The organism is Streptococcus suis, from assembly GCF_046032115.1.
GTDB classification, from domain to species: Bacteria; Bacillota; Bacilli; order Lactobacillales; family Streptococcaceae; genus Streptococcus; species Streptococcus suis_AJ.
This window is the reverse complement of the sequence record NZ_JARQOZ010000004.1, coordinates 69,156-90,692: the sequence shown is the minus strand read 5'-3', so window position 1 is coordinate 90,692 and position 21,537 is coordinate 69,156. Positions and strand designations below refer to the sequence as shown.

At 42.8% G+C, this 21,537-nt stretch carries 16 protein-coding genes and 3 pseudogenes; 8 read left to right on the top strand and 11 right to left on the bottom strand.

The window, feature by feature from the left end:
- Nucleotides 1-80 precede the first annotated feature (80 nt).
- A complete protein-coding gene (gene pflB, locus P7J36_RS02665; protein ID WP_408551227.1) occupies nucleotides 81-2,426 on the top strand; it encodes a formate C-acetyltransferase in 2,346 nt (781 codons plus the stop codon).
- 166 nt (nucleotides 2,427-2,592) lie between these two features.
- On the opposite strand, the gene P7J36_RS02660 is transcribed toward pflB, so the two are convergent.
- From P7J36_RS02660 to P7J36_RS02650, 3 genes are read right to left on the bottom strand one after another with little or no spacing between them, the layout of a single operon-like run.
- Entirely contained in the window at nucleotides 2,593-3,132 is a 540-nt protein-coding gene (locus P7J36_RS02660) for a DUF1697 domain-containing protein (protein ID WP_408551225.1), read from the bottom strand.
- Nucleotides 3,129-4,070: a serine hydrolase domain-containing protein gene (locus P7J36_RS02655; RefSeq protein WP_408551224.1), complete on the bottom strand. Its 942-nt coding sequence runs from the start codon at nucleotides 4,068-4,070 to the stop codon at nucleotides 3,129-3,131. The genes P7J36_RS02660 and P7J36_RS02655 overlap by 4 nt, the downstream gene beginning before the upstream one ends.
- Nucleotides 4,067-4,801, bottom strand: a complete 735-nt coding sequence (locus P7J36_RS02650; protein ID WP_408551222.1) for a CppA family protein — start codon at nucleotides 4,799-4,801, stop codon at nucleotides 4,067-4,069. Before P7J36_RS02650 ends, P7J36_RS02655 begins: the two co-directional genes overlap by 4 nt.
- A 182-nt stretch (nucleotides 4,802-4,983) precedes the next feature.
- Here P7J36_RS02650 and P7J36_RS02645 point away from each other — a divergent pair, with 182 nt between their 5' ends.
- The gene (locus tag P7J36_RS02645; protein WP_408551221.1) at nucleotides 4,984-7,251 is read left to right on the top strand and encodes a Xaa-Pro dipeptidyl-peptidase; all 2,268 of its coding nucleotides are present in this window, start codon (nucleotides 4,984-4,986) and stop codon (nucleotides 7,249-7,251) included.
- A 71-nt stretch (nucleotides 7,252-7,322) separates the two neighbouring features.
- On the opposite strand, the gene P7J36_RS02640 is transcribed toward P7J36_RS02645, so the two are convergent.
- Together P7J36_RS02640 and P7J36_RS02635 are read right to left on the bottom strand one after the other, a co-directional pair.
- Nucleotides 7,323-9,785, bottom strand: coding sequence for a GAG-binding domain-containing protein (locus P7J36_RS02640; protein WP_408551219.1), 2,463 nt, complete (start codon nucleotides 9,783-9,785; stop codon nucleotides 7,323-7,325).
- 141 nt (nucleotides 9,786-9,926) lie between these two features.
- Nucleotides 9,927-11,096, bottom strand: a complete 1,170-nt coding sequence (locus tag P7J36_RS02635) for an SIS domain-containing protein (RefSeq protein ID WP_408551217.1) — start codon at nucleotides 11,094-11,096, stop codon at nucleotides 9,927-9,929.
- A gap of 547 nt (nucleotides 11,097-11,643) precedes the next feature.
- Between P7J36_RS02635 and P7J36_RS02630 the strand changes: the two genes are divergently transcribed.
- The 5 genes and pseudogenes from P7J36_RS02630 (at nucleotide 11,644) to P7J36_RS02610 (ending at nucleotide 13,059) form a co-directional block, all read left to right on the top strand.
- Entirely contained in the window at nucleotides 11,644-11,865 is a 222-nt protein-coding gene (locus tag P7J36_RS02630; RefSeq protein WP_044758555.1) for an AbrB/MazE/SpoVT family DNA-binding domain-containing protein, read from the top strand.
- On the top strand, nucleotides 11,862-12,269 hold the full coding sequence (locus P7J36_RS02625) for a type II toxin-antitoxin system death-on-curing family toxin (RefSeq protein WP_398581742.1): 408 nt from the start codon (nucleotides 11,862-11,864) through the stop codon (nucleotides 12,267-12,269). The genes P7J36_RS02630 and P7J36_RS02625 overlap by 4 nt, the downstream gene beginning before the upstream one ends.
- A gap of 29 nt (nucleotides 12,270-12,298) precedes the next feature.
- Nucleotides 12,299-12,463: pseudogene (locus tag P7J36_RS02620) on the top strand (DUF3173 family protein); the annotation flags it as partial.
- Between the two features lie 41 nt (nucleotides 12,464-12,504).
- Nucleotides 12,505-12,693, top strand: a pseudogene (locus tag P7J36_RS02615) (site-specific integrase); the annotation flags it as partial.
- 66 nt (nucleotides 12,694-12,759) lie between these two features.
- A complete protein-coding gene (locus P7J36_RS02610; protein ID WP_014635828.1) occupies nucleotides 12,760-13,059 on the top strand; it encodes a YbaB/EbfC family nucleoid-associated protein in 300 nt (99 codons plus the stop codon).
- A gap of 36 nt (nucleotides 13,060-13,095) precedes the next feature.
- On the opposite strand, the gene P7J36_RS02605 is transcribed toward P7J36_RS02610, so the two are convergent.
- Nucleotides 13,096-14,862 (bottom strand): glycerophosphodiester phosphodiesterase, encoded by a 1,767-nt coding sequence (locus P7J36_RS02605; protein WP_408551214.1) that lies wholly within the window; start codon nucleotides 14,860-14,862, stop codon nucleotides 13,096-13,098.
- A 184-nt stretch (nucleotides 14,863-15,046) separates the two neighbouring features.
- Between P7J36_RS02605 and P7J36_RS02600 the strand changes: the two are divergent.
- Nucleotides 15,047-15,699, top strand: a pseudogene (locus P7J36_RS02600) (GNAT family N-acetyltransferase).
- Nucleotides 15,700-15,789: 90 nt separating this feature from the next.
- Here the strand turns inward: P7J36_RS02600 and P7J36_RS02595 are convergent.
- From P7J36_RS02595 to P7J36_RS02575, 5 genes are read right to left on the bottom strand one after another with little or no spacing between them, the layout of a single operon-like run.
- Entirely contained in the window at nucleotides 15,790-16,716 is a 927-nt protein-coding gene (locus P7J36_RS02595; RefSeq protein WP_029186948.1) for a transketolase family protein, read from the bottom strand.
- Entirely contained in the window at nucleotides 16,713-17,561 is an 849-nt protein-coding gene (locus P7J36_RS02590) for a transketolase (protein ID WP_044683669.1), read from the bottom strand. Before P7J36_RS02590 ends, P7J36_RS02595 begins: the two co-directional genes overlap by 4 nt.
- A 1-nt stretch (nucleotide 17,562) precedes the next feature.
- Nucleotides 17,563-18,909, bottom strand: a complete 1,347-nt coding sequence (locus P7J36_RS02585; protein ID WP_014635822.1) for a PTS ascorbate transporter subunit IIC — start codon at nucleotides 18,907-18,909, stop codon at nucleotides 17,563-17,565.
- Nucleotides 18,910-18,962: 53 nt separating this feature from the next.
- Entirely contained in the window at nucleotides 18,963-19,247 is a 285-nt protein-coding gene (locus tag P7J36_RS02580; RefSeq protein WP_002935998.1) for a PTS sugar transporter subunit IIB, read from the bottom strand.
- 1 nt (nucleotide 19,248) lies between these two features.
- Nucleotides 19,249-21,291, bottom strand: coding sequence for a BglG family transcription antiterminator (locus tag P7J36_RS02575; protein WP_398581739.1), 2,043 nt, complete (start codon nucleotides 21,289-21,291; stop codon nucleotides 19,249-19,251).
- Between the last annotated feature and the right edge of the window lie 246 nt (nucleotides 21,292-21,537).

Below are 21,537 nucleotides of genomic sequence, written 5' to 3'. Positions count from 1 at the left end.
TGTTTTTGTCTTGAAGAAAGTGCTTACATATGATATACTGAAATATGTGAAGAACAAAACTACCTTAAAGGAGAACCCTCATGTCAACAAAAGTTAAAACAAAAAATGTTGCTGAAGACATTTTCGCCCAAGCCTGGGAAGGCTTTAAAGGTACAGATTGGCAAGATAAGGCAAGTGTAACACGCTTCGTTCAAGCCAACTACACTCCATACGATGGAGATGAAAGCTTCCTCGCAGGCCCAACTGAGCGTTCACTTCATATCAAAAAAATCATCGAAGAAACAAAAGCTGGCTACGAAGACACTCGCTTCCCAATGGACGTAGATCGTGCTACTTCTATAGCTGATATTCCAGCAGGTTTCATCGATAAAGATAATGAATTGATTTTCGGTATCCAAAACGATGAGCTCTTCAAACTTAACTTCATGCCACGTGGTGGTATTCGTATGGCTGAAACCACTCTTATCGAAAACGGCTATACTCCAGACCCACTCCTTCATGAAATCTATACAAAACACGCTACAACTGTAAACGACGGTATCTTCCGTGCCTATACAGCTGACATCCGCCGTGCTCGCCACTCACACCACGTTTCTGGTCTTCCAGATGCATACTCACGTGGTCGTATCATCGGTATGTACGCTCGTTTGGCTCTCTACGGAGCAGACTACTTGATGGAAGAAAAAGTAGCTGACTGGAACGCCATTACTGAAATCGATGAAGAATCAATCCGTCTTCGCGAAGAAATCAACCTTCAATACCAAGCCTTGCAACAAGTTGTACGCTTGGGTGATCACTACGGCGTTGATGTGCGCAAACCTGCGATGAACACCAAAGAAGCTATCCAATGGACAAACATCGCCTTCATGGCAGTCTGCCGTGTTATCAATGGTGCGGCAACTTCTCTTGGTCGTGTGCCAATCGTTCTTGACATCTATGCAGAACGTGACTTGGCTCGTGGTACATTTACTGAATCTGAAATCCAAGAATTTGTTGATGACTTCGTATTGAAACTTCGTACAGTGAAATTCGCTCGTACAAAAGCCTTCGACGAAATCTACTCTGGTGACCCTACTTTCCTTACAACATCTATGGCAGGTATGGGTAACGACGGTCGTCACCGTGTTACAAAAATGGACTACCGTTTCTTGAACACACTTGACAACATCGGTAACTCTCCAGAGCCAAACTTGACAGTTCTTTGGTCAGACCAACTTCCATACGCTTTCCGTCGCTACTGTATGGCAATGAGCCACAAACACTCTTCTATCCAATACGAAGGTGTGACAACAATGGCGAAAGATGGTTATGGTGAAATGTCATGTATCTCTTGCTGTGTGTCACCACTTGACCCAGAAAGTGAAGACCAACGCCACAACATTCAGTACTTCGGTGCTCGTGTTAACGTTCTTAAAGCTCTTCTTTCAAGCTGGAACAACGGCTACGACGATGTTCACAAAGATTACAAAGTGTTTGATGGTGTTGAACCAAATACTTCTGAAATCTTTGACTACGATCAAGTTATTGCCAACTTTGAAAAAGCCCTCGACTGGTTGACTGACACTTATGTAGATGCTATGAACATCATCCACTACATGACTGACAAGTACAACTATGAAGCAGTTCAAATGGCATTCTTGCCAACTCACCTTCGTGCTAACATGGGCTTCGGTATCTGTGGATTTGCAAACACTGTTGACTCCTTGTCAGCTATCAAATACGCACAGGTTAAACCAATCCGTGACGAAGACGGCTTCATCTACGACTACGAAGTAACTGGCGACTTCCCACGTTATGGTGAAGACGACGACCGTGTAGATGACATTGCGAAATGGCTCATGGAAGCATTCTTCACTCGTTTGAACAAACACAAACTCTATAAGAATGCTGAAGCAACTGTATCTATCTTGACCATCACTTCAAACGTTGCTTACTCTAAGCAAACTGGTAACTCTCCAGTTCACCGTGGTGTATTCCTCAACGAAGATGGTTCAGTTAACACTTCTAAAGTGGAATTCTTCCCACCAGGTGCTAACCCAACTTCTAAATCACGTGGTGGTTGGTTGCAAAACTTGAATACTCTTTCTAAACTTAACTTCAAACATGCCAACGACGGTATCTCATTGACAACTCAAGTTTCACCAAAAGCTCTTGGTAAGACCTTCGATGAGCAAGTGAACAACTTGGTGACAATCCTTGACGGATACTTCGAACAAGGTGGTCAACACGTGAACTTGAACGTTATGGATTTGAACGACGTTTATGACAAGATTATGGCAGGTGAAGATGTTATCGTTCGTATCTCTGGATACTGCGTAAACACTAAATACCTCACTAAAGAGCAAAAAACTGAATTGACACAACGTGTCTTCCACGAAGTTCTTTCAATGGATGACCACGCTGCTGAAGTTTCAGGTCAAGCCTAATCAAGCAAACATAAAAGGACTTGCACATGCAGGTCCTTTTTGGTATGTCGAAAAATCTACTGAGTGTTGCGGAAGAATAGGGAAAGAACAGAAGGATGTCTAGTGGATTTTCGGAAGGATAGTATAAGAGACTACACAAAAATCCCTGCTCATCAGGGATCCTTCATTACTTACCCAAAAACTCCGCTAGTTTGGCAAAGGTCTTATGGTTACGAATGGTAAGGCTTTTGTAAAAAACTTGATTGGCCAGCTTCTTATGATAGGCCGTCTGCAAGTAGGACTGTTCATCATACTTGCCCCAGAAGAGAGCCGTCTGCCCAAAGTAAACAACCTCCTCTCCCAAGTCCAGCTGGCTCACCCAGTCCTCAATCAGAGCCTTCTGACTTCTATCCGTGTAAAAGAGGACATCCTTTCTCGCCAATTCTTCTTGCCACCAAGCTGGAAGCTGATCGATTTCTGCTTGATAATCTTGGGCATCTAATAAAGCAAATTGCTCCACAAAGGGGTATCTTTCTGTGAAAAAAGTTTGAAATTCAGCAACAATGTCCCCTCTATTCTTGGTTGAATCAAAAAAGAGATTGCCGCTATTAATGTAGGTTTCAACCTTATCATAGCCCAAATCTGCCACCGCTTGACGCAATTCAGCCATGACGATTTTATTACGACCACCGACATTGATCCCTCTCAACAGAAGAACATATCTCATTGTCCTTCTTCCTCCAAGACCTGCCGAATCAAGGCCATAACCTGGTTTCTATCCAACTTCCACTGAGCCCGCTCATCCTTATCAAAAGTACGATTAGAGAGAAAAATCGCAGCTTTCTGCAAGGGACGATTGTACATGATAAAGGTCCCCGTATAGCCTGTGTGCGACAACCAGTCCCCCTTCTTATCCCAAGCCAGAGACCGCTTGCGCTTGTCATCAAAGCCATAGTCCTGGGTCAAATCTGCCGCAAAGTCCTCGGCCAGATAGCGCTCCAAGAAGATTTCCAAATCCCTGACCGTCGAAAAAAGGCCTGCACTACCCGCATGGATACCCAAGACACGCGCCTTAGGGTCATGTACCACACCTGCTTTCACGCCACGCACCGTCGGCACTGCCTGACTGACTGGTCCATAGGAGGTTTGGGACATGCCAAAGGGCTCTAGAACATCTCGTCTGATTAGCTGATCCAGACTAGCTCCACCCAGTTCTTCCAGCAAAAAGCCCAGCAGGAGAAAATTGATATCTGTATAGAGAAAATCTTTTTTATCCGTCACCCTAATCTTCAAAATCGCTTCTTTGAGCTGGTCGGCATCCAGACTATCCCGATTGGGAATGAAGGGGTCAATGCCGCTAGTATGGGTCAATAATTGCCGAATGGTGACCTGACTATCCGCAAAAGCAGGATAATAGGACTGCAAGGTCCTATCTAGCTCCAAAGCTCCGCTATTAACCAGAAAAGTCGCAAGAGTCCCTACTCCAACCACCTTGGAAACAGAAGCCAAGTCATAGGTCAAGCCTGCCTCAACTGGCGTATGGTCATCCTGGGTTCCTAGATAGTACTCCTGCCACCGGCCCTTAGAAAAAAGAGCCAGACTGGCACCAGGATAGACTCCTTGCTCAATCTGCTCTGAAATCTTATCTAAAATTGCTTGTCTCATTTTTCAAACCACAATTCAATACCGCTTGGGTCAACCGTTTGGATAAAGGTTTCTTTCTTATCTTTAAAGAAGGGACCTTCCAATTGACTTTCCAAGTTTGCCCAGTCAAAATCCTGCTCAATAGGGAAACGCAAGCTATCCAAATCCCAAACTTGTTCTGCTGGAGTGACTAAATCCTCCCCTTCTACTCCCACAAAACGCAAACAGGCCTGGTTAGGTAGAATAGCCTCATAAAAATCCTGACTGACACTGGCTTGAGGGGTATTGATCCAGACAGACTCCACCACAAAAGACGTCAAACCTGAAAAATCAGCTTGACCAGTAAAATGCACGGGTGGAAGAATAGCTGTCAAATCTTCAACGGCCTGTTCAGCATGAAGCAAGAAGGTATCTCCCTCTGGAGAGAGAGCCTCAAAACCAAAACCATTTTTCCCTTTGTAGAGCTTGGTGAAAACAGTTCCTCGAGCCAGCAAGGCTTCAATTTCATGAGCCTCTTCGACCTTGATGACCAGTTTATTTAATTTTTTAAGTCCCTTAACCGCACGGGTACGATTGCCCGGCGATTCCATTAACACCAATTTTGTTGCTGGACTAGTTTTATCCCCAAAATCAGCAAAGGGTCCATCTTCTAATTGTACTTTCATTCCCAGTTGTTCTTCTAGGAAGGCTTGATTGAGCCCGCGATTATTCACTCTTAAAACGGGTACAATCACATCATTTTTTCTCAACACGATAGTTCTTCTCTCCTCAATAATACTAGAATATTGTATAAAAAAAAGGAAAAATTTACAACTAATTATACCGTCGATTTATACATAGATATACGAATATTCTTTTGACAAATCTTAGACAAAGCCACCTTTATCCGATATAATAGTTACTATAGATTATGCACAGAAAAAGAGGAAAATACATGCGTTTTAACCAATTTTCTTTCATAAAAAAAGAGACCTCTATCTACTTGCAAGAACTTGATTCTCTGGGATTTCAACTGATTCCTAATGCAAGTAGCAAGACAAATTTAGAAACATTTGTCAGAAGGTGCCACTTCCTGACAGAAAATACCGACTTTGCCCTGTCCAACATGATTGCGGACTGGGAGACAGATCTGCTGACCTTCTTCCAGTCTGACCGTGAGCTGACAGACCAGATTTTCTATCAAGTGGCCTTTCAGTTGCTGGGCTTCGTGCCTGGTGTGAATTACACCGATGTGGAGGAATTCCGCAAGACCAGCCAGTTTCCTATTGTCTACGGAGATGTCATCGACAACCTCTACCAGCTGCTCAATACCCGTACCAAGTCTGGAAACACCTTGATTGACCAGCTGGTCAGCGACGACCTGATTCCCGAGGACAATCGCTACCACTTCTTCAACGGCAAATCTCTGGCAACCTTTTCAACAAAAAACCTCATTCGTGAGGTGGTTTATGTCGAAACGCCTGTCGATACGGCAGGGACTGGCCAGACAGATATTGTTAAGCTGTCCATTCTCCGTCCTCACTTTGACGGGAAAATCCCTGCGGTGATTACCAACAGTCCTTATCATCAAGGAGTGAACGATATAGCCAGCGATAAGGCCCTGCATAAGATGGAAGGGGAACTGGCTGAAAAACAAGTCGGTACCATTCAGGTCAAGCAGGCCAGCATCACCAAGCTAGACTTGGACCAGCGGGACCTACCTGTCAGCTCTGCCACTGAAAAACTGGGCCACATCACCTCTTACTCCCTCAATGACTACTTCCTCGCTCGCGGCTTTGCCAGCCTCCATGTGTCTGGTGTGGGCACGCTAGGCTCGACGGGTTACATGACATCTGGCGACTACCAGCAGGTTGAGGGCTACAAAGCGGTGATTGACTGGCTGAACGGTCGCACCAAGGCCTACACAGACCACACTCGCTCGCTTGAGGTCAAGGCTGATTGGGCCAATGGTAAGGTGGCGACGACGGGACTGTCTTATCTCGGTACCATGTCCAATGCCTTAGCAACAACTGGCGTGGACGGATTGGAAGTCGTTATCGCAGAAGCGGGGATTTCCTCTTGGTATGACTACTACCGTGAAAACGGGCTGGTGACCAGCCCTGGCGGCTATCCAGGCGAGGACCTGGACAGCTTGACTGCCCTGACCTACTCGAAAAGTCTGCAAGCAGGCGACTTCCTCCGCAATAAAGCAGCCTACGAAAAAGGACTGGCGGCAGAACGGGCTGCCCTGGACCGCACCAGCGGTGACTACAATCAATACTGGCAGGACCGCAACTATCTGCTCCACGCTGACAAGGTCAAGTGCGAGGTGGTCTTTACCCACGGCTCACAGGACTGGAATGTCAAGCCAATCCATGTCTGGAATATGTTCCATGCCCTACCAAGCCATATCAAAAAGCACCTCTTCTTCCACAACGGTGCCCACGTTTATATGAACAACTGGCAGTCTATCGACTTCCGTGAGTCCATGAACGCACTGCTCAGTCAAAAACTGCTGGGCTACGAGAATAACTACCAACTGCCAACGGTTATCTGGCAGGACGACAGCGGTGAGCAAACTTGGACAACTTTGGACAACTTTGGCGGTGAAAACGAGGCTGTCTTGCCACTGGGAACAGGAAGCCAGACCATTTCCAATCACTATGCCCAAGAAGATTTTGAACGCTACGGCAAGGGCTATCCAAGTTTCCACCAAGACCTCTATGCAGGCAAGGCCAACCAAGTTAGCATTGAACTGCCTGTAACGGAGGATCTCTTGCTCAACGGACAGGTCACGCTGAAACTCCGTGTCGCATCAAGTGTAGCCAAAGGCCTCTTATCTGCTCAGCTATTGGACAAGGGAAATAAAAAACGCCTAGCCCCAATCCCAACGCCGAAAACACGGTTGAGCTTGGACAACGGTCGTTACCATGCCCAAGAAAATCTGCTGGAGTTGCCTTATGTGGAGATGCCGCAACGCTTGGTAACCAAGGGCTTTATGAATCTGCAGAACCGCACCGACCTGATGACTGTCGAGGAAGTGGTGCCAGACCAGTGGATGGATGTGATTTGGAAACTGCAACCGACTATTTACCAATTGAAAAAAGGCGATGTCTTGGAGCTGATTCTCTACACCACCGACTTTGAGTGCACTGTTCGGGATAATTCTCAATGGCAAATCCACCTTGATTTAAGTCAATCACAGTTAATTTTACCGCACTAATATTTGATTTTCAATTCTAAAAAGAGGCTGGGCGTTTCCGCCCGGCCTCTTTGTCGCTGTTTCATAGTGGTTTAGATTTGATCTTTAGATTTTTTGTTTATAGCTGTAGCGATTACTGCCAAGCTAATTCCAGCTAAACCAAGGCCTACTAAGGCTAGGTTATTGCGTTGTTCACCTGTTGCAGGTAGGGTTGCTTTGTTTGCAGAAGGTGCGCCCTTATGACTCAGTGTCGGATTTGATTGTACTGAAGGAGTTGTTTTTACTTCTTCTTTCTTCATTTCCAAGCTACCTTTTACAAGGATACGGTTTTGACCTTCAACAATAGTCTCTGATAATAGGTTGGTTGCGACAACTTTACCATCAACTATGACATCTTGATAAACAGATACTTTTTTACCTGCTTTTCCTTCTTGAAGAAGGTATGATTTGCCAAGCGCTAGGCTTGCATCATATCTGATCTCTTCTTTGATAGGGAGAGCTTCTTCTACCTTGCGTTCTTTTGTTGTGAAGTCTAGCTTTGGTTTTTCCGCTGTTTTTGGCGCGACTTCTGGAACTGCTGTCTTAGGTGCAGAGTCTTCCGCTTTTGGTTGCTCAGCCTTTGGCATTTCCTCCTTCGGCATGTCTTCTGCTTTCGGTTGCTCCATTTCTGGTTGCTTAGCCTCTGGCATTGGAGTCGGAGCCGGAGTTTCTTCCTCCGCTTTTGGTGCTTCTGGTGTTGGCTTATCAGCCTCTGGCATTGGAGTTGGGGCCGGTGCTGGCATTTCCGCTTTTGGTTCGTCCATTTTCGGCTCGTCCATTGGAGTTTCCGGTGCTGGAGTTTCTTCTTTCGTTTCTGGAGCCTTCTCTTCTGTTTTCGGAGCCTCTGTTTCCTCTTCTACTTTCGGTGCCGGAGTGTCCTCCTCTGCTTTTGGTGCTGGAGTTGGTACTGACTCTTCAGCTTTTGGCGCTGGGTCAGTTTGTGGAACTTCGCTCTCAGATTTTGGAGTCTCTTCTTTCGTTTCTGGAGCCTTCTCTTCTGTTTTCGGAGCCTCTGTTTCCTCTTCTACTTTCGGAGCTTCTTCCTCGGCTTTTGGAGCGTCCTCTTTCGGTGCCGGTGCTGGAATTTCCGCTTTTGGTTCGTCCATTTTCGGCTCGTCCATTGGAGTTTCCGGTGCTGGAGTTTCTTCTTTCGTTTCCGGAGTCTTCTCTTCTGTTTTCGGCTCCTGTGTTTCCTCTTCTACTTTCGGAGCGTCTTCTTTCGGCGCTGGGACATCTGGCATTGGTGCAGGAACTTCGTCCTCTTTTGGAGCTGACTCTTCCTTCGATTCTGGAGCATCCGGTGTTGGAGTATGATCTTCTGTTTTCGGAGCTTCCTCCTCGGATTTTGGTGTTTCTTCCTTCGTTTCTGGAATCTTCTCTTCTGCTTTCGGCTCCTCTGTTTCGTCTTCTGCTTTTGGAGCGTCCTCTTTCGGCGCTGGAGCCTCTGGCATTGGTGCCGGAACTTCTTCCTCGGCTTTCGGCGCTGGAGCTGGCTCTGCATCCGGTGTTGGAGCTGGTGTTTCTTCTTTCGGTGCCGGTGCTGGTGTGTCCTCCTCTGCTTTTGGTTCTTCCATTTTCGGCTCGTCCATTGGAGTTTCCGGTACAGGGGCTGGCGTTTCTTCTTTCGTTTCCGGAGTCTTCTCTTCTGTTTTCGGAACCTCTGTTTCCTCTTCTACTTTCGGAGCCGGAGTGTCCTCCTCTGCTTTTGGTGCTGGAGTTGGTGCTGACTCTTCAGCTTTTGGCGCTGGGTCAGTTTGTGGAACTTCGCTCTCAGATTTTGGAGTCTCTTCTTTCGTTTCTGGAGCTTTTTCTTCTGTTTTCGGAGCCTCTTCCTCGGCTTTTGGAGCGTCCTCTTTTGGTGTTGGAGCTTCTGGTGCTGGAGTGTCTTCCTCAGCTTTTGGCGCCGGCTCTTCTTTCGGCTCTAGTTCTTTAACTATCTCTTTAACTCTTTCAACTGCTCGCTCTGCTGCATCGGTAGAAGCTCGTAAATCTGCCCAACTTTGACTAGCATAAGTTTTACTCTCTGTCTGCTCCAAATGATCCTTATACTCTTCTTCAATGCGTTCATTATTAGGATATTTTTTACGATATTGATCGACCTCACGTGTCAAACGTTCCATCCTAATATGGTTTCCAAAATCGGTTAAGCCTTCTAAAACACCTTGAAGTCCAGGGCTACTTTCCTCAAGAGTTGAAACATGTGCCATTTGGCGCTTTCCATATCCTAAATTATAATCCCACAACTGTTTTTGAAGTGGGTATTGAGTACTATCATATTCTGGATACTCCTTCAACTTTTCCAAGTCCATTTTTAGCTCTTCCACAAGTTCTTTGAGGTGTTGAAGAGGTGTTTTTTTAACTTCGGTATCCTCTGTGGCTGGGGAAGAATCTATCATCGCAAAAGCAGTTGGTGTCGAGACTCCCACTCCAAGTAAGCAAGTAGCAAGTAGCACTGAACCTACACCGACTTTAAATTTACGAATACTATATCTGAATTTTTTATTTGCAGTTTCCATTTCTATTTATTCCTAATTATATTTTATTATATACTATCATTATACCATGATATTCGAGTGAGTGGGTGTGTTTTTTATGTGTTTTTTATGTGTTAAAACTCTACCGAATAGCTCTATTTCTTCATCATTGAATAGATGTGACTATTTTTCTAAAGGATGTATAATCACACCCTGCACCACACGGTTGACGGTGCCTGTTGGAGATGGTGTATCTGGTAGATTCTTGCATTTGATAGCTGCCATGATAGATACCGTTTGGGCAAAGATGATGTAAGGGAAGGTTAAGAATACATCTGGTAAATCTGCTCCACCCTCTGCTAAGATAAAGTTGGCTGCCTCTGTACCTGCTAGCTTATCAGCCGACAAGGCAACAATCCGCTCTGCTATGCCATCACCATGCACCTCATTGAGCAAGTCCACATCGTACTGGCGAGTATAAGCATCGTTTGATGCAAGGAGGAAAATCAAGGTCTTTTCATTGATGAAGGATTTTGGTCCATGACGGAAACCGAGTGGTGACTCATACATGGTCGCAATCTTGCCTGCAGTCAATTCCAAAATCTTGAGCTGTGCTTCGTGGGCTACACCATAGAAGCCACCTGAACCCAGATAAATCACTCGTTCAAAATCAAGGTCAATCAATTCTTGTACATAGTCCTCACGGTCCAAGACATCTTGACCTAGACGGGCAATGGTCTCAACCCAAGCAGCTTTTTCTTCTTGACTGGCTGGAGAGAATACGAGGAGGGCTGTCAGAGCCATACAGCTATAAGAGCCTGTCATGGCAAATCCTTTGTCATTTGAACCAGCCGGTTGCAAGAGTAGGAGATTTTCCGCATCCCCCTCAGCCGCAAGAGCCAACTTGCCCTCTGGTGCACAGGTAATGGTCACTTGATAAAGTTGGTCAACCAATTGCTTAGCTACTTCTACCGCTGCGACGCTTTCTGGGGAGTTACCTGAACGAGCAAAGGATACCAAAACTGTTGGGACATCCGCCTGTAAATAATCACATGGACGACCAACCAATTCAACCGTACCAATGGCAGAAAAACGAATGTGTTTCAAGTCATTGACTTGGTTGAGGTAGTTGGCAATACTTTGACCAACAAAGTCTGAAGTCCCTGCACCAGTGAAAATCACATGAACAAAGTCATGCTTGTCCTTGATGGCTGTTAGGAAGGCTTCAATCTTCTCCAACTGGTCAATATATAGTTGATGAGCCTCTTTCCACAAGCCAGGCTGTTGGTAAATCTCAGTCGCTGTGATAAAGGCGCCCAATTTTTCTAATTCTTCTTTTGCTAAACGGAACATAGGTCCTCCTTGTTTTCTGGTTATAACCAGTTTTTCTTTTATTATAGCGAATTTATCCCTCAAAGTCAATTTAAAATAGGTTAATATGTCAAATTTATATCCGATATTGCTGACTATAACTTATTTTAAGAAGGTAGAGCCTTTCAAAAAAATTCACAATCATTATTGGACGCAAAAAACGACCAATTTTCCTGATAGCTACCACCTTCTGTACTTTGTAGCCTATTCTGCAAAGTTAGAATATTGATGTTTTCAGTCATTGATCGTTTCTGAAATATTCTTCTGTGTACGAATAACGAAAGTAAAACATGTAGCTAATTACAACATAAAAAATATAGTTTGATCAACAACCCGATAGTGGTTGGTAACGCCCTATATTGAAATCCCAAGTTTTTACTACGTCTTTTACTAAGTTATTTACTATTTTATTGCACTGTACCCAAAATTGCGAAAAAGTCTGAAATAAAACAGACCCTGTTAAATTATTTACTTTTAATTTTTGTATACATCTTGTATAATGTATTTACAAATATAGGAGGTAAATACAATGAATGTTCTGCTACGAAAAACAGGCAACAGCACTGTTATCACTATCCCAAACGCTATTAAAGAGGCACTTGGCGCAGAAATTGGTGAAGAAATCGAATTCGTCACTTCTGGAAGTAATGTTATCATTCGTAAAGCTGAGCCAAAATTTGATTTTGATAGAGAACTTGAAAAAGCCATGAATCAATACGATGAATTATTGAAAGAGTTAGTAGATAAATGAAATACCTGTCCGCTGAAGACATTATCAAAATCAATGTTATGGTTATCGGAAAGTATTCTCCTAAAGAACCAGTAGGAATCGCTGACCTAAATAGCCTTCAAATGATTATCGAACAACCAAAGCAAGAAATTTTTGGAAAAATACTTTATCCGGATATCTATAGCAAGGCTGCAATTATCTGGATAAATCTAATCAAGAAACACCCATTCTATAATGCCAACAAAAGGACTGCTGTACTTGCTTTACACATGTTTCTAGCAATGAATGGTTTTCAGTCAAATCTCTCATTAAGCGATGGACTGGAAAAGACAATCGAGATTGCTACGTTTCAAGGTGATTTTGAGGAGTTAAAGGATAACGTTATCCAGTTCTTGAAAGAAGAAAATCGAGTGTATAAAAAATAGAAAAGTGGTTATTGACCAATAGTAAATCTGTCTCAGACGATTTTTCTTGGTACAAGAATAAACGGATTGGGCGAGTCCCAATCAAGACTATTGAAGACATTCTAGGCTTTGAGTTATCTCCAAAACATGATATAATTACTAACGTACGAGAAGATACTGCTCTTGAAAAAAGAGTTTCAAATGGCAGTAACTAGACAAAATAATGAGAAATGGAAGGTAGATATTAGTGATGGATGATTTCAGACATTCTCATGCTGCGTTCCTAGTTTCCCAAGGTTTACGTAATGGAGAAGGTAAAGACTATATTTTCTTTACTTTGATGAAACGATTGGGTCATTCCTCAATCAACACTACAATAAATGTATACTCGCATTTATTTCCAACCCAACAAAAAGAAATTGCTTCTGTCTTTAAAAAAGTTTAACATAAGGCAAGGAAAATTTACAAACAGGGTCTAAACCCTTGATAGGAAAGGAATCTTAAAAATCTTATGATGAATATGCAAAACATGATGCGCCAAGCTCAAAAACTTCAAAAACAAATGGAGAAGAGCCAGGCTGAGTTGGCTGCTACTCAATTTACTGGTAGCTCTGTACAGGACTTGGTTACTGCTACTTTTACTGGAGATAAGAAATTGGTTTCTATCGACTTCAAGGCTGATGTTGTGGATGCAGACGACCTTGAAACCTTGCAAGAAATGACAATCCAAGCCGTCAACGCTGCACTTACAAAAGTTGACAAGGCAACTCAGAAAAAACTAGGTGCCTTTGCAGGTAAATTACCATTTTAAGACAGAAAAGACGCGATTGGGCCATCGCGTCTTTGTTTATTCAAAATTATAAATCAAAGACTGAAATTGCAGGAAAAAGAGGTCTGGATAACGTCGATTCTCTTTCATTTCCTCCATCAGACTTTGGAGATCGGTCATGTTGTCAGTGATGACACCATCCACTTGTAGCAGCAACATCTTGGTCATACTCTCTTCTTCATTCGGTGTCCAAGCATAAACTGACTTCCCACGAATCCAAGATTTTACCATAAAGTTTTGATCAAGCGAGGTATACTCCATAGTATAGCCGTCAGCAACCGTCGTCGGATAGATAGAGTTGAACGGAAGAATAAAGAATGATACTAATTTCTCGCTATACTGCTTTATTTCGATAATAGTACGGTAATCTAGTGATTGCATCTGGTGTCCTTTGGCAATCAAACGTTGACCGTATTTTTTTAAAAAATTCTGGGTGAGTTTTGGCGAATCTGCCTTGGTCACTTTAATTTCTACCAATAATTTTTGTCCCAGCTCATCCGCTTTTTCAAGATATTCATCAAAAGAAGGAACTGGAGCTGCCATGCCGTTTTCTGATGCAGTCATCCCTGTCAACTCTGCAAGAGTATAGTCATGTGTACCTCCGGGATTGCCCGTCAAAGCCAATAAATCCGTATCATGCATGACAATAAACTGACCATCCTTCGTCTCCTGAACATCCATCTCAATGTAGTCTGGCTTGAGTTGAGAGGTTTTCTCTAGGGCCTCGATAGAGTTCTGGACAGCATTGCCATTGTCAACACCGCGATGGGAAATGGTAACTGGCAGGGTATCGAAGGGATAGTAGAGTGCAAGCGCTCCTTGGGTACCGAATACCAGACCAGATACTAGCAAAATTGCCAATCGCAGGCGATGACGGAGGCGTTTACGGCGGTAGTTTGGCAATTGTTTCCCTGTTAAGAGACTAATGAATCCCATCATAAAGAGCGCAACTACTCCGTAGTAGGCTAATTTTAGGATTGCATAACAAACAACTGCCAGCCAATATGATGGGCCTGTGTCTGGTAGATAAGGTTCAGCCACTAGCTGTACTAGATAGAGCAATATCCCTATTCCTGTGAATAGGAGGACTGGAAAAGTGACCAGCCAAATCAGACGGAAAAAGGAACTGACTTGTTTTCTTCCCCTGGTCTTCTTCCAAGAATAAGCGATGGACTCCTTCACACTCCTGTGTTCAAAGTAAATGTTCGGCAGAGCGTACATAAAGCGTGATGCGAGCCAGAAGAACAAGAGGAGAAAGAACAAAATCAATATTCCTAGCCAGATTGTGTTGGATAGGTAATCTACGATAAATTGGGGTACTACGATTTTATTAAAATAATAGATATTTAATACCCGTCGTAAAGACGGGAGAAGAATAACTGAGTAAAAGAGCAGAAATAAAACCTTTGGTAGGCTGCTGTGACGGATAATCGCCACCATACTATCTCGTACATCCCGTAAATAGTCGGGGAGGTGCTTGACTTTTTCATCCAACAGTTGCCAAACCCCTGTGAACAATAGAGCTAATTCTAGATAGGCAATGGCAATGTTGACAAAAAAGAGGAGAATAAACAAGCCTGTCACGAGCAGATTTTCAGCAAACACCGACAACAAATTCGTCGGTGAAAGGTAGGCATGCCCTGTCATAGCTAAGAGTCCCTCAGAAAGCCATGAATTGAGCGGTATCCAAACAAATTCCATAAAGGTAAACAGGGTAAAAAAGAGCAAAAGAATCTTGTCTAAGTTGTAATATATTTTTTGAAATTCACGTTGTATCTTTTTCATGATTCTAGTGTCCCATATTCTACTAGGAATTGCAAGCCTTCATCAAATATGCTAGACTAGAAAAATAAAGGAGGTTCTCATGATTAGAATTGCACCGATGACTGATACTCAATGAAAATTAAAAATAGCCTAGGAAACGAAGCCGACGATAGAACTGGGGTTCATCAAGGCAAGTTGACAACGGATAATTTTAATTTTCGAAGAGTATGAAGATTATTTGTATACACTTTGGAACATTGGCCACCGTCAAGCCGCACCTCGCTGGAAGGAGTTTGCGGCACCCTATTTTGATGACTACCAGGCCTGTGCCACTTTTGAAGATTTTCAAGCATTGGAACTTTACCAGTGGCTACAAAAAGATTGCGTCAGAGCAATCCTAGTGGATCTGTAGCCTATCGACTTTGTGAGCTATTATCGTCATTTAGTTTTTCTTTTATTACTTCGTTAACTCGCCTTGCCTAACTCCAGTTATGCCTGCGGCTCGTTGCCTAGTACTAAAAGTAAACTAAAAGACTATACTGGGAGTGCCAGCCAACACGCTGGCTCGAAATCGGGATTGAAATCTATGACGACATGGTCTGGGGCAAAGGATATGGCACAGCTGCTCTCCAACTCTGGATTGATACCATTTTCCAGCAATTTGCAGAATTGGAACACATCGGGCTCACTACCTGGTCTGGCAACAAGGGCATGATGAGAACCGCAGAAAAATTAGGCATGACCAAAGAAGCCCATATCCGCAAGGTTCGATACTGGCAAGGACATTATCATGATTCTATCAAATATGGAATGTTAAGAGAAGAATGGTTAGAGAATAAGAAAAAATCAAGTTCCTAAGTGGAGCTTGATTTCTTACATTTGATTTGCTTTCCTATTTCCAAGCCAAAGTAAATCGAAGGGCTACATAAAATACGAATTACTATCTCACTATTGTTGTAACATTAATTGTGCTTGTTTAACAATATGCTCTGCTGTCAGTCCATAAACATCCATCAAATAGGCCTGTTGACCAACTTGACCAAAAGACTCCTCAATACCAATTCGATGTACTGGGGTCGTTAAATCTGTAGCCATTAGCTCACAAATGCTGCTACCTAGGCCGCCAATTCGATTATGATTTTCTACAGTTAATACTGGTCTTCCTGATAATAGAGCTGGTATGTCTTCATGAATTGGTTTGATACGAAAAAGATCAATGACTTGAACAGATACTCCTTGAGCCTCTAACTGATCCGCCGCCTTTAATGCCTGCTCTACCATAATACCACTCGCAAGCAAGGTCATATCCTCCCCTTGCCTAAGGACACAGTAGCCTTTGCTAAAATCTTCTCCACCTTGATAAATAGCCGTTGGTGCTTTCCGAATGGTACGAATGTACTTCAACCCGTCTACCTTGATGGTTTCTTTTAGAACAGCTTGAAACTGGACATCGTCACTGACCTCATAAACACGCGCTTTTGGAATGAGCCGCATTAGGCCCAGCTCCTCAAACGGCATGTGAGTCCCACCATTCATCTCCGCTGATACCCCCGCATCGGAACCAATGATCGTGGCATTAAGCTGGGCATAAGCTAGAGAGATAAACACCTGATCATAGACTCTACGACTAGCAAATGGTCCGAAAGTATGAATGTATGGCTTGTATCCTAGAAGAGATAATCCAGCTGCTACCCCTACCATTTCCTGTTCCATGATACCTACATTGACATAGCGTCCACCCAGAACAGAGGACAATTTGTTGGTAGCCATTGAACTGGATAAATCTGCTTCAATAGCTGCTATGGTTGTGTCTTCCTGCCCTACCTGAGCTAGAAAATCACTATAAACCAGTCGCATCTCCTTTGTCTGTCTCATTCCGTTACCTCCAACTCTCTCGCTAAAACAAGTGTTACTTGCTCTAAATCTTCCCGTAATTGACCCGACAAACGCAAATGGTGATTGCTTTCTAATTCTTCTAAGAAGGTAACTCCCTGCCCCTTAGTAGTATCAAGAACGATACATTTTGGTTGAGGAGACTTACTTGACTTCATTGTTAGAATAGCATTTATAATAGCATCTATATCGGCACCATTCACACGCACTGATTCCCAACCAAAAGCCTGAAATTTTTCAACAAAATCAAAGGTTTGGCAAATATCATGGGTACGACCGTCTAGTTGTTTTTTATTGTCATCCACAAACAGAATCAGTTTCGATAGTTCGTGGTGGGCTGCAAACTGAGCCGCTTCCCAGCATTGACCTTCGTTAAGCTCCCCATCCCCTACCAGAGTATAGGTATAGTACGGTGACTGTTCTATCTTCTTACCATAAGCAACACCTGTCGCGACACTCATCCCTTGCCCCAACGAACCTGTTGTCATATCCACCCCTGGCGTTAAGTTTCGGTCAGGGTGTGAAGGCAAATGTGTTCCATTTTGATTTAGCGACAAGAGAAAATCTCTATCAAAGAAGCCTTTCAAATACAACGTACTATAAAGTGCTGGACCTGCATGTCCCTTAGACAGAATAAAGTGATCCCGCTCCTTAGAAGAGAAATTCTGGACACGAATGTCCAGAATTTCTCCATATAGAGCAGCCAACACTTCTACGATTGATAAGCTACCACCATAATGACCAAATCCTAATTGATTCAAAGTCGCCAAGGTATGGTAGCGAATTTCTTTGGCAAATCGTTTCAAATCAGCTGTACCACTAGTCATATTATCCTTCTTTCTGTTCTTTTTTCACCAATGACAATCCAAGCATCAAGGCCAATACTGCAAAAATACCAACAGAAACTGTGAGAATACCGCCATTTTTAGCAAGAATTCCCAAGAAAATACCTGATAGACCAAAATCTGCATCTGAGAATGTTGAACCTGCAAAACCAAGGTCTCCCAAAACTGGGAGCAAGAACACCGGCAAGAAACTGATGAGAACGCCTTGCATAAAAGCACCGCAAACAGCTCCACGAACACCACCTGAGGCATTCCCCATAACACCTGCAGTAGCTCCACAGAAGAAGTGTGGTACGACACCTGGAAGGATAACGACACCACCAGTCAAGGCAAGAATAATCATGCTGACAATACCACCTGCAAAACTAGAGATAAAGCCAATCAACACGGCGTTTGGTGCATAAGGATAAACAACTGGACAGTCTAGGGCTGGTTTGGAATTCGGAACCAACTTCTCTGAAATTCCTTTGAAGGCTGGAACAATTTCCGCCAAAATTAAGCGTACACCAGATAAGATAACAAAAACACCTGCTGCAAAAGTTCCACCTAGGGTCAAGGCATAAATCATACTGTTAGTACCGCCACTAAGGTTTTCCTTAATATAATCACCGCCTGCAAACAAAGCCACAATCATGTAAATCAAGGACATAGAAATGGCAATGCTGACAGTTGAATCACGCAAGAATGCCAAACCTTTAGGGAAATTAATATCCTCAGTAGACTTAGACTTATCACCGACCAAACCGCCTACTACACCACTCAACCAGTAACCAAGTGCGCTGAAGTGACCTAGAGCAACATGATCATTTCCTGTCAATTGAATCATGTATTTTTGAACGAAAGCTGGGGAGAGTGTCATAATCAGACCTAAAGCCAACCCACCCATCACAATTAAGCCGACAGAAGTGAATCCTGCAACACTCATGATAACTGCAATCATACAGGCCATATATAGTGTGTGGTGTCCTGTCAAGAAAATATATTTAAAGCGTGTAAAGCGAGCAATAACAATATTGAAGACCATTCCAAGCAACATAATCAAGGATGTAGCAGTTCCATACTTATCCAAAGCCATCGCTACAATTGCTTCATTATTTGGAACAACCCCTTTCAAGTTGAAAGCTTGTTCAAACATTTGACCAAATGGCTCAAGCGAGCCAACAATAATATTCGCTCCACCACCAACAACAATAAAACCAACAAAAGTTTTCAAGCCCCCCTTAATTAAATCTGCTGCGGGCTTTTTCTGTAAGGCTAAACCTAGAATAGCAATGAGAGCAACCAGAATTGCCGGAGTTTTAGCAATATCAATGAGAAAATCCAATATCATTTTCTGTCTCCTTTATAATTTTATCTTTGCGGGTCATCCCCCGTGTATACGATTTAAACCAAACCTTTTTCTTGACAGATAGCCGTGACAAGTTCCCTCAACTCATTCATATCAATAATACTATTCAATATTCGAACATCTCCTAAATGAGTTGCAGAATCAGCCAGGTCACGTCCGACAATCCACACATCTGCTTCACTCGGATTAGCACCACCTAGATCATAATGCTCCACATGAACATCTGATACACCTAAATCTCGCAAAATGGATTCAATATTCATTTGAACCATAAAGCTAGAGCCTAAACCTGAACCACAGGCTGTTCCAATTCGTAACATATTACTGTTCCTCCTTTAATAAATGTTGTACGTCGGTAAATTCTTTGGCGCCGACAAGTTGTTGAATATTTTCTTCTTCTCGCAAAATTTTTGTCAAATGCGAGAGTGCTCTGAGATGGGTTTGATTATCCACGGCTGCAATACAAATGAACAGCCGAATTTCATGACTAGGGTCATCCAATAGATAAACTGGCTTATCCAATACCAACATTGACATCCCTACCTCATTAACCCCATCTTCTGGTCGTGCATGTGGAATCGCAATTCCTTTACCTAGGTCAATAAATGGACCAAACTCTTCTACCTTCGCTATCATAGCATCAATATATCGAGTTTCTATAGCTCCTTTATCTACCAGAGGTCGTGCAGCCAGGGCAACTGCTTTTTGCCAGTCTAAAACTTCCTCAGACCATTGAAAGGTCTCTTTTGTAATCAATTCTTCTAACATAGGACTCCTTCCCCTTTGCTCATGGGAGCGCTGATTGAGAAACTGCACCAATTCATATTTTAAAGCCTGCTCCTGATGAATGGTTGCATGTTTCCCAACAAGTGATAATAACTGCTCAATCTCAATCGGAAAATAAGCCGCATTTGGGAAATGCTGATTAACCAAATGAAATAGTTCTTTTTTATGATTAGAGGTCATCAGCTGGGATACCAAGAAAAATGGTAGCTCTATATTCAGCTTGATAGTTCCAAATACCATGTCATAGTCTGTCATGTCTAGCATCTTCCAATCCTGTAAGGAATGGGTATCGGCAAAATAGATATTAGGAAATAGTTGCCGTAGATTTTCTTTTACAATCAGCGAAGAGCTCACTCCATTTGGGCAAACAACCAAGGCCCGATAACGATATGAACGTTGTTGACCTGCTTCGATGTAGCCACCAAAGTGGATGACAAAATAAGATACCTCACTATCTGGTATAGTAAAACCTAGATGCTCTTCCAAAGGCCGCAAAGCTTTTTTTACAAGATAGAACAAGTCGGCATGCTCTTCTTTGATGGTTTCAGTATATGAATTGACATTTACCAAACGAGATGTTAAACGGTAGTAAGCAGGAATTAGGTGACGTTGCAAACCTTCAATCATTTCCGAGCGATGTTCAAAAGCAATTAAGGACAAACGTTCCATCTCTTCCACTATTTCTACAGTCAAGTGGTAAAATAGGTCATCCTTTTCTCCGCTCTCACCTTCTAAGCATCCTTGCAGTAAATGTGACAGATACTCTTGTGTCGCAGCATTTAATTCTAATGTGCTAGTACTTTTTAAACGTAATAATTTCCAAAGGCGTTGCAGAAAATCTTTTACAAACCCTACCTTTCCTTCAAAATTCCAGTTAATAAGGTTGCCAACACGCGCCTGACGGATAAATAAAAATATCAAAAAATACAAATATTCATCCAATCTCTCTTCTAAAGCTGAGACTTTATAATAATTGCAAGCTTGTTGACTCACTATTTTCAATTCTTCAATAGGATTTTCCTCACCCCAAGATTTAAGAATATAATCCAAAGCCCACACACCAATCGAAGACTGCAAACAATTACTGAGTGCATAAAGCGCCAAGCGATGTTTATCTTCTTCTCGACCAATTAGATGATAGCCTTTCGCCCTCGTATATTCCAAGCGTACTTGAAAGTCCAAGCAAAGTTCCTTTACATTCTTAATATCCGTCAATGTTGTGTTACGGCTCACACTCAATAATTCTTGGTAGTGAACGTTTGATACAAATTCTTTTCGGATAAAGGTATAAAGATAGATAAGAAGCTGTCTTTCTTCTTGCGAAAGATAGATCTGGCGATTGCGAAAGAGCGAAAATACACTTTCTTTTTGATTGTAAAGCTCCGTAGAAATAACAAACTCGCTATCTTTGTATTGTATCTGCGGGAAGGAATGTTCTTGCAACAATTGATTGACTAGTTCCAAATTAGAATGTAGCTGCTCCTTTTCAATTCCTGTTTGAATACTAAGTTCGTACAAACTTTCTTTTCGAGTCGCAAACAATTCCATCAGAATTGCCATGGTACGATTATCAACCATATTTTCCTCCTTGTCTTAATTGTATCCCTTTTCATTTCTGATTTCTAGAGTCTTTGAGCCCAATTAATATAATGAAAAACAAAAATTCAATTGTGCTCACTACTTAAACTAAAAAAGATTGGTGCCCACCAATCTTTTTATATCACATATCATCTTCCATTTTTTAGCGCGGGCTGAAACAGTCTATCCCCAGACTGTACCTCGCTTTCTTATTTCCAGGCTCGGGCTGAAACAGTCTATCCCCAG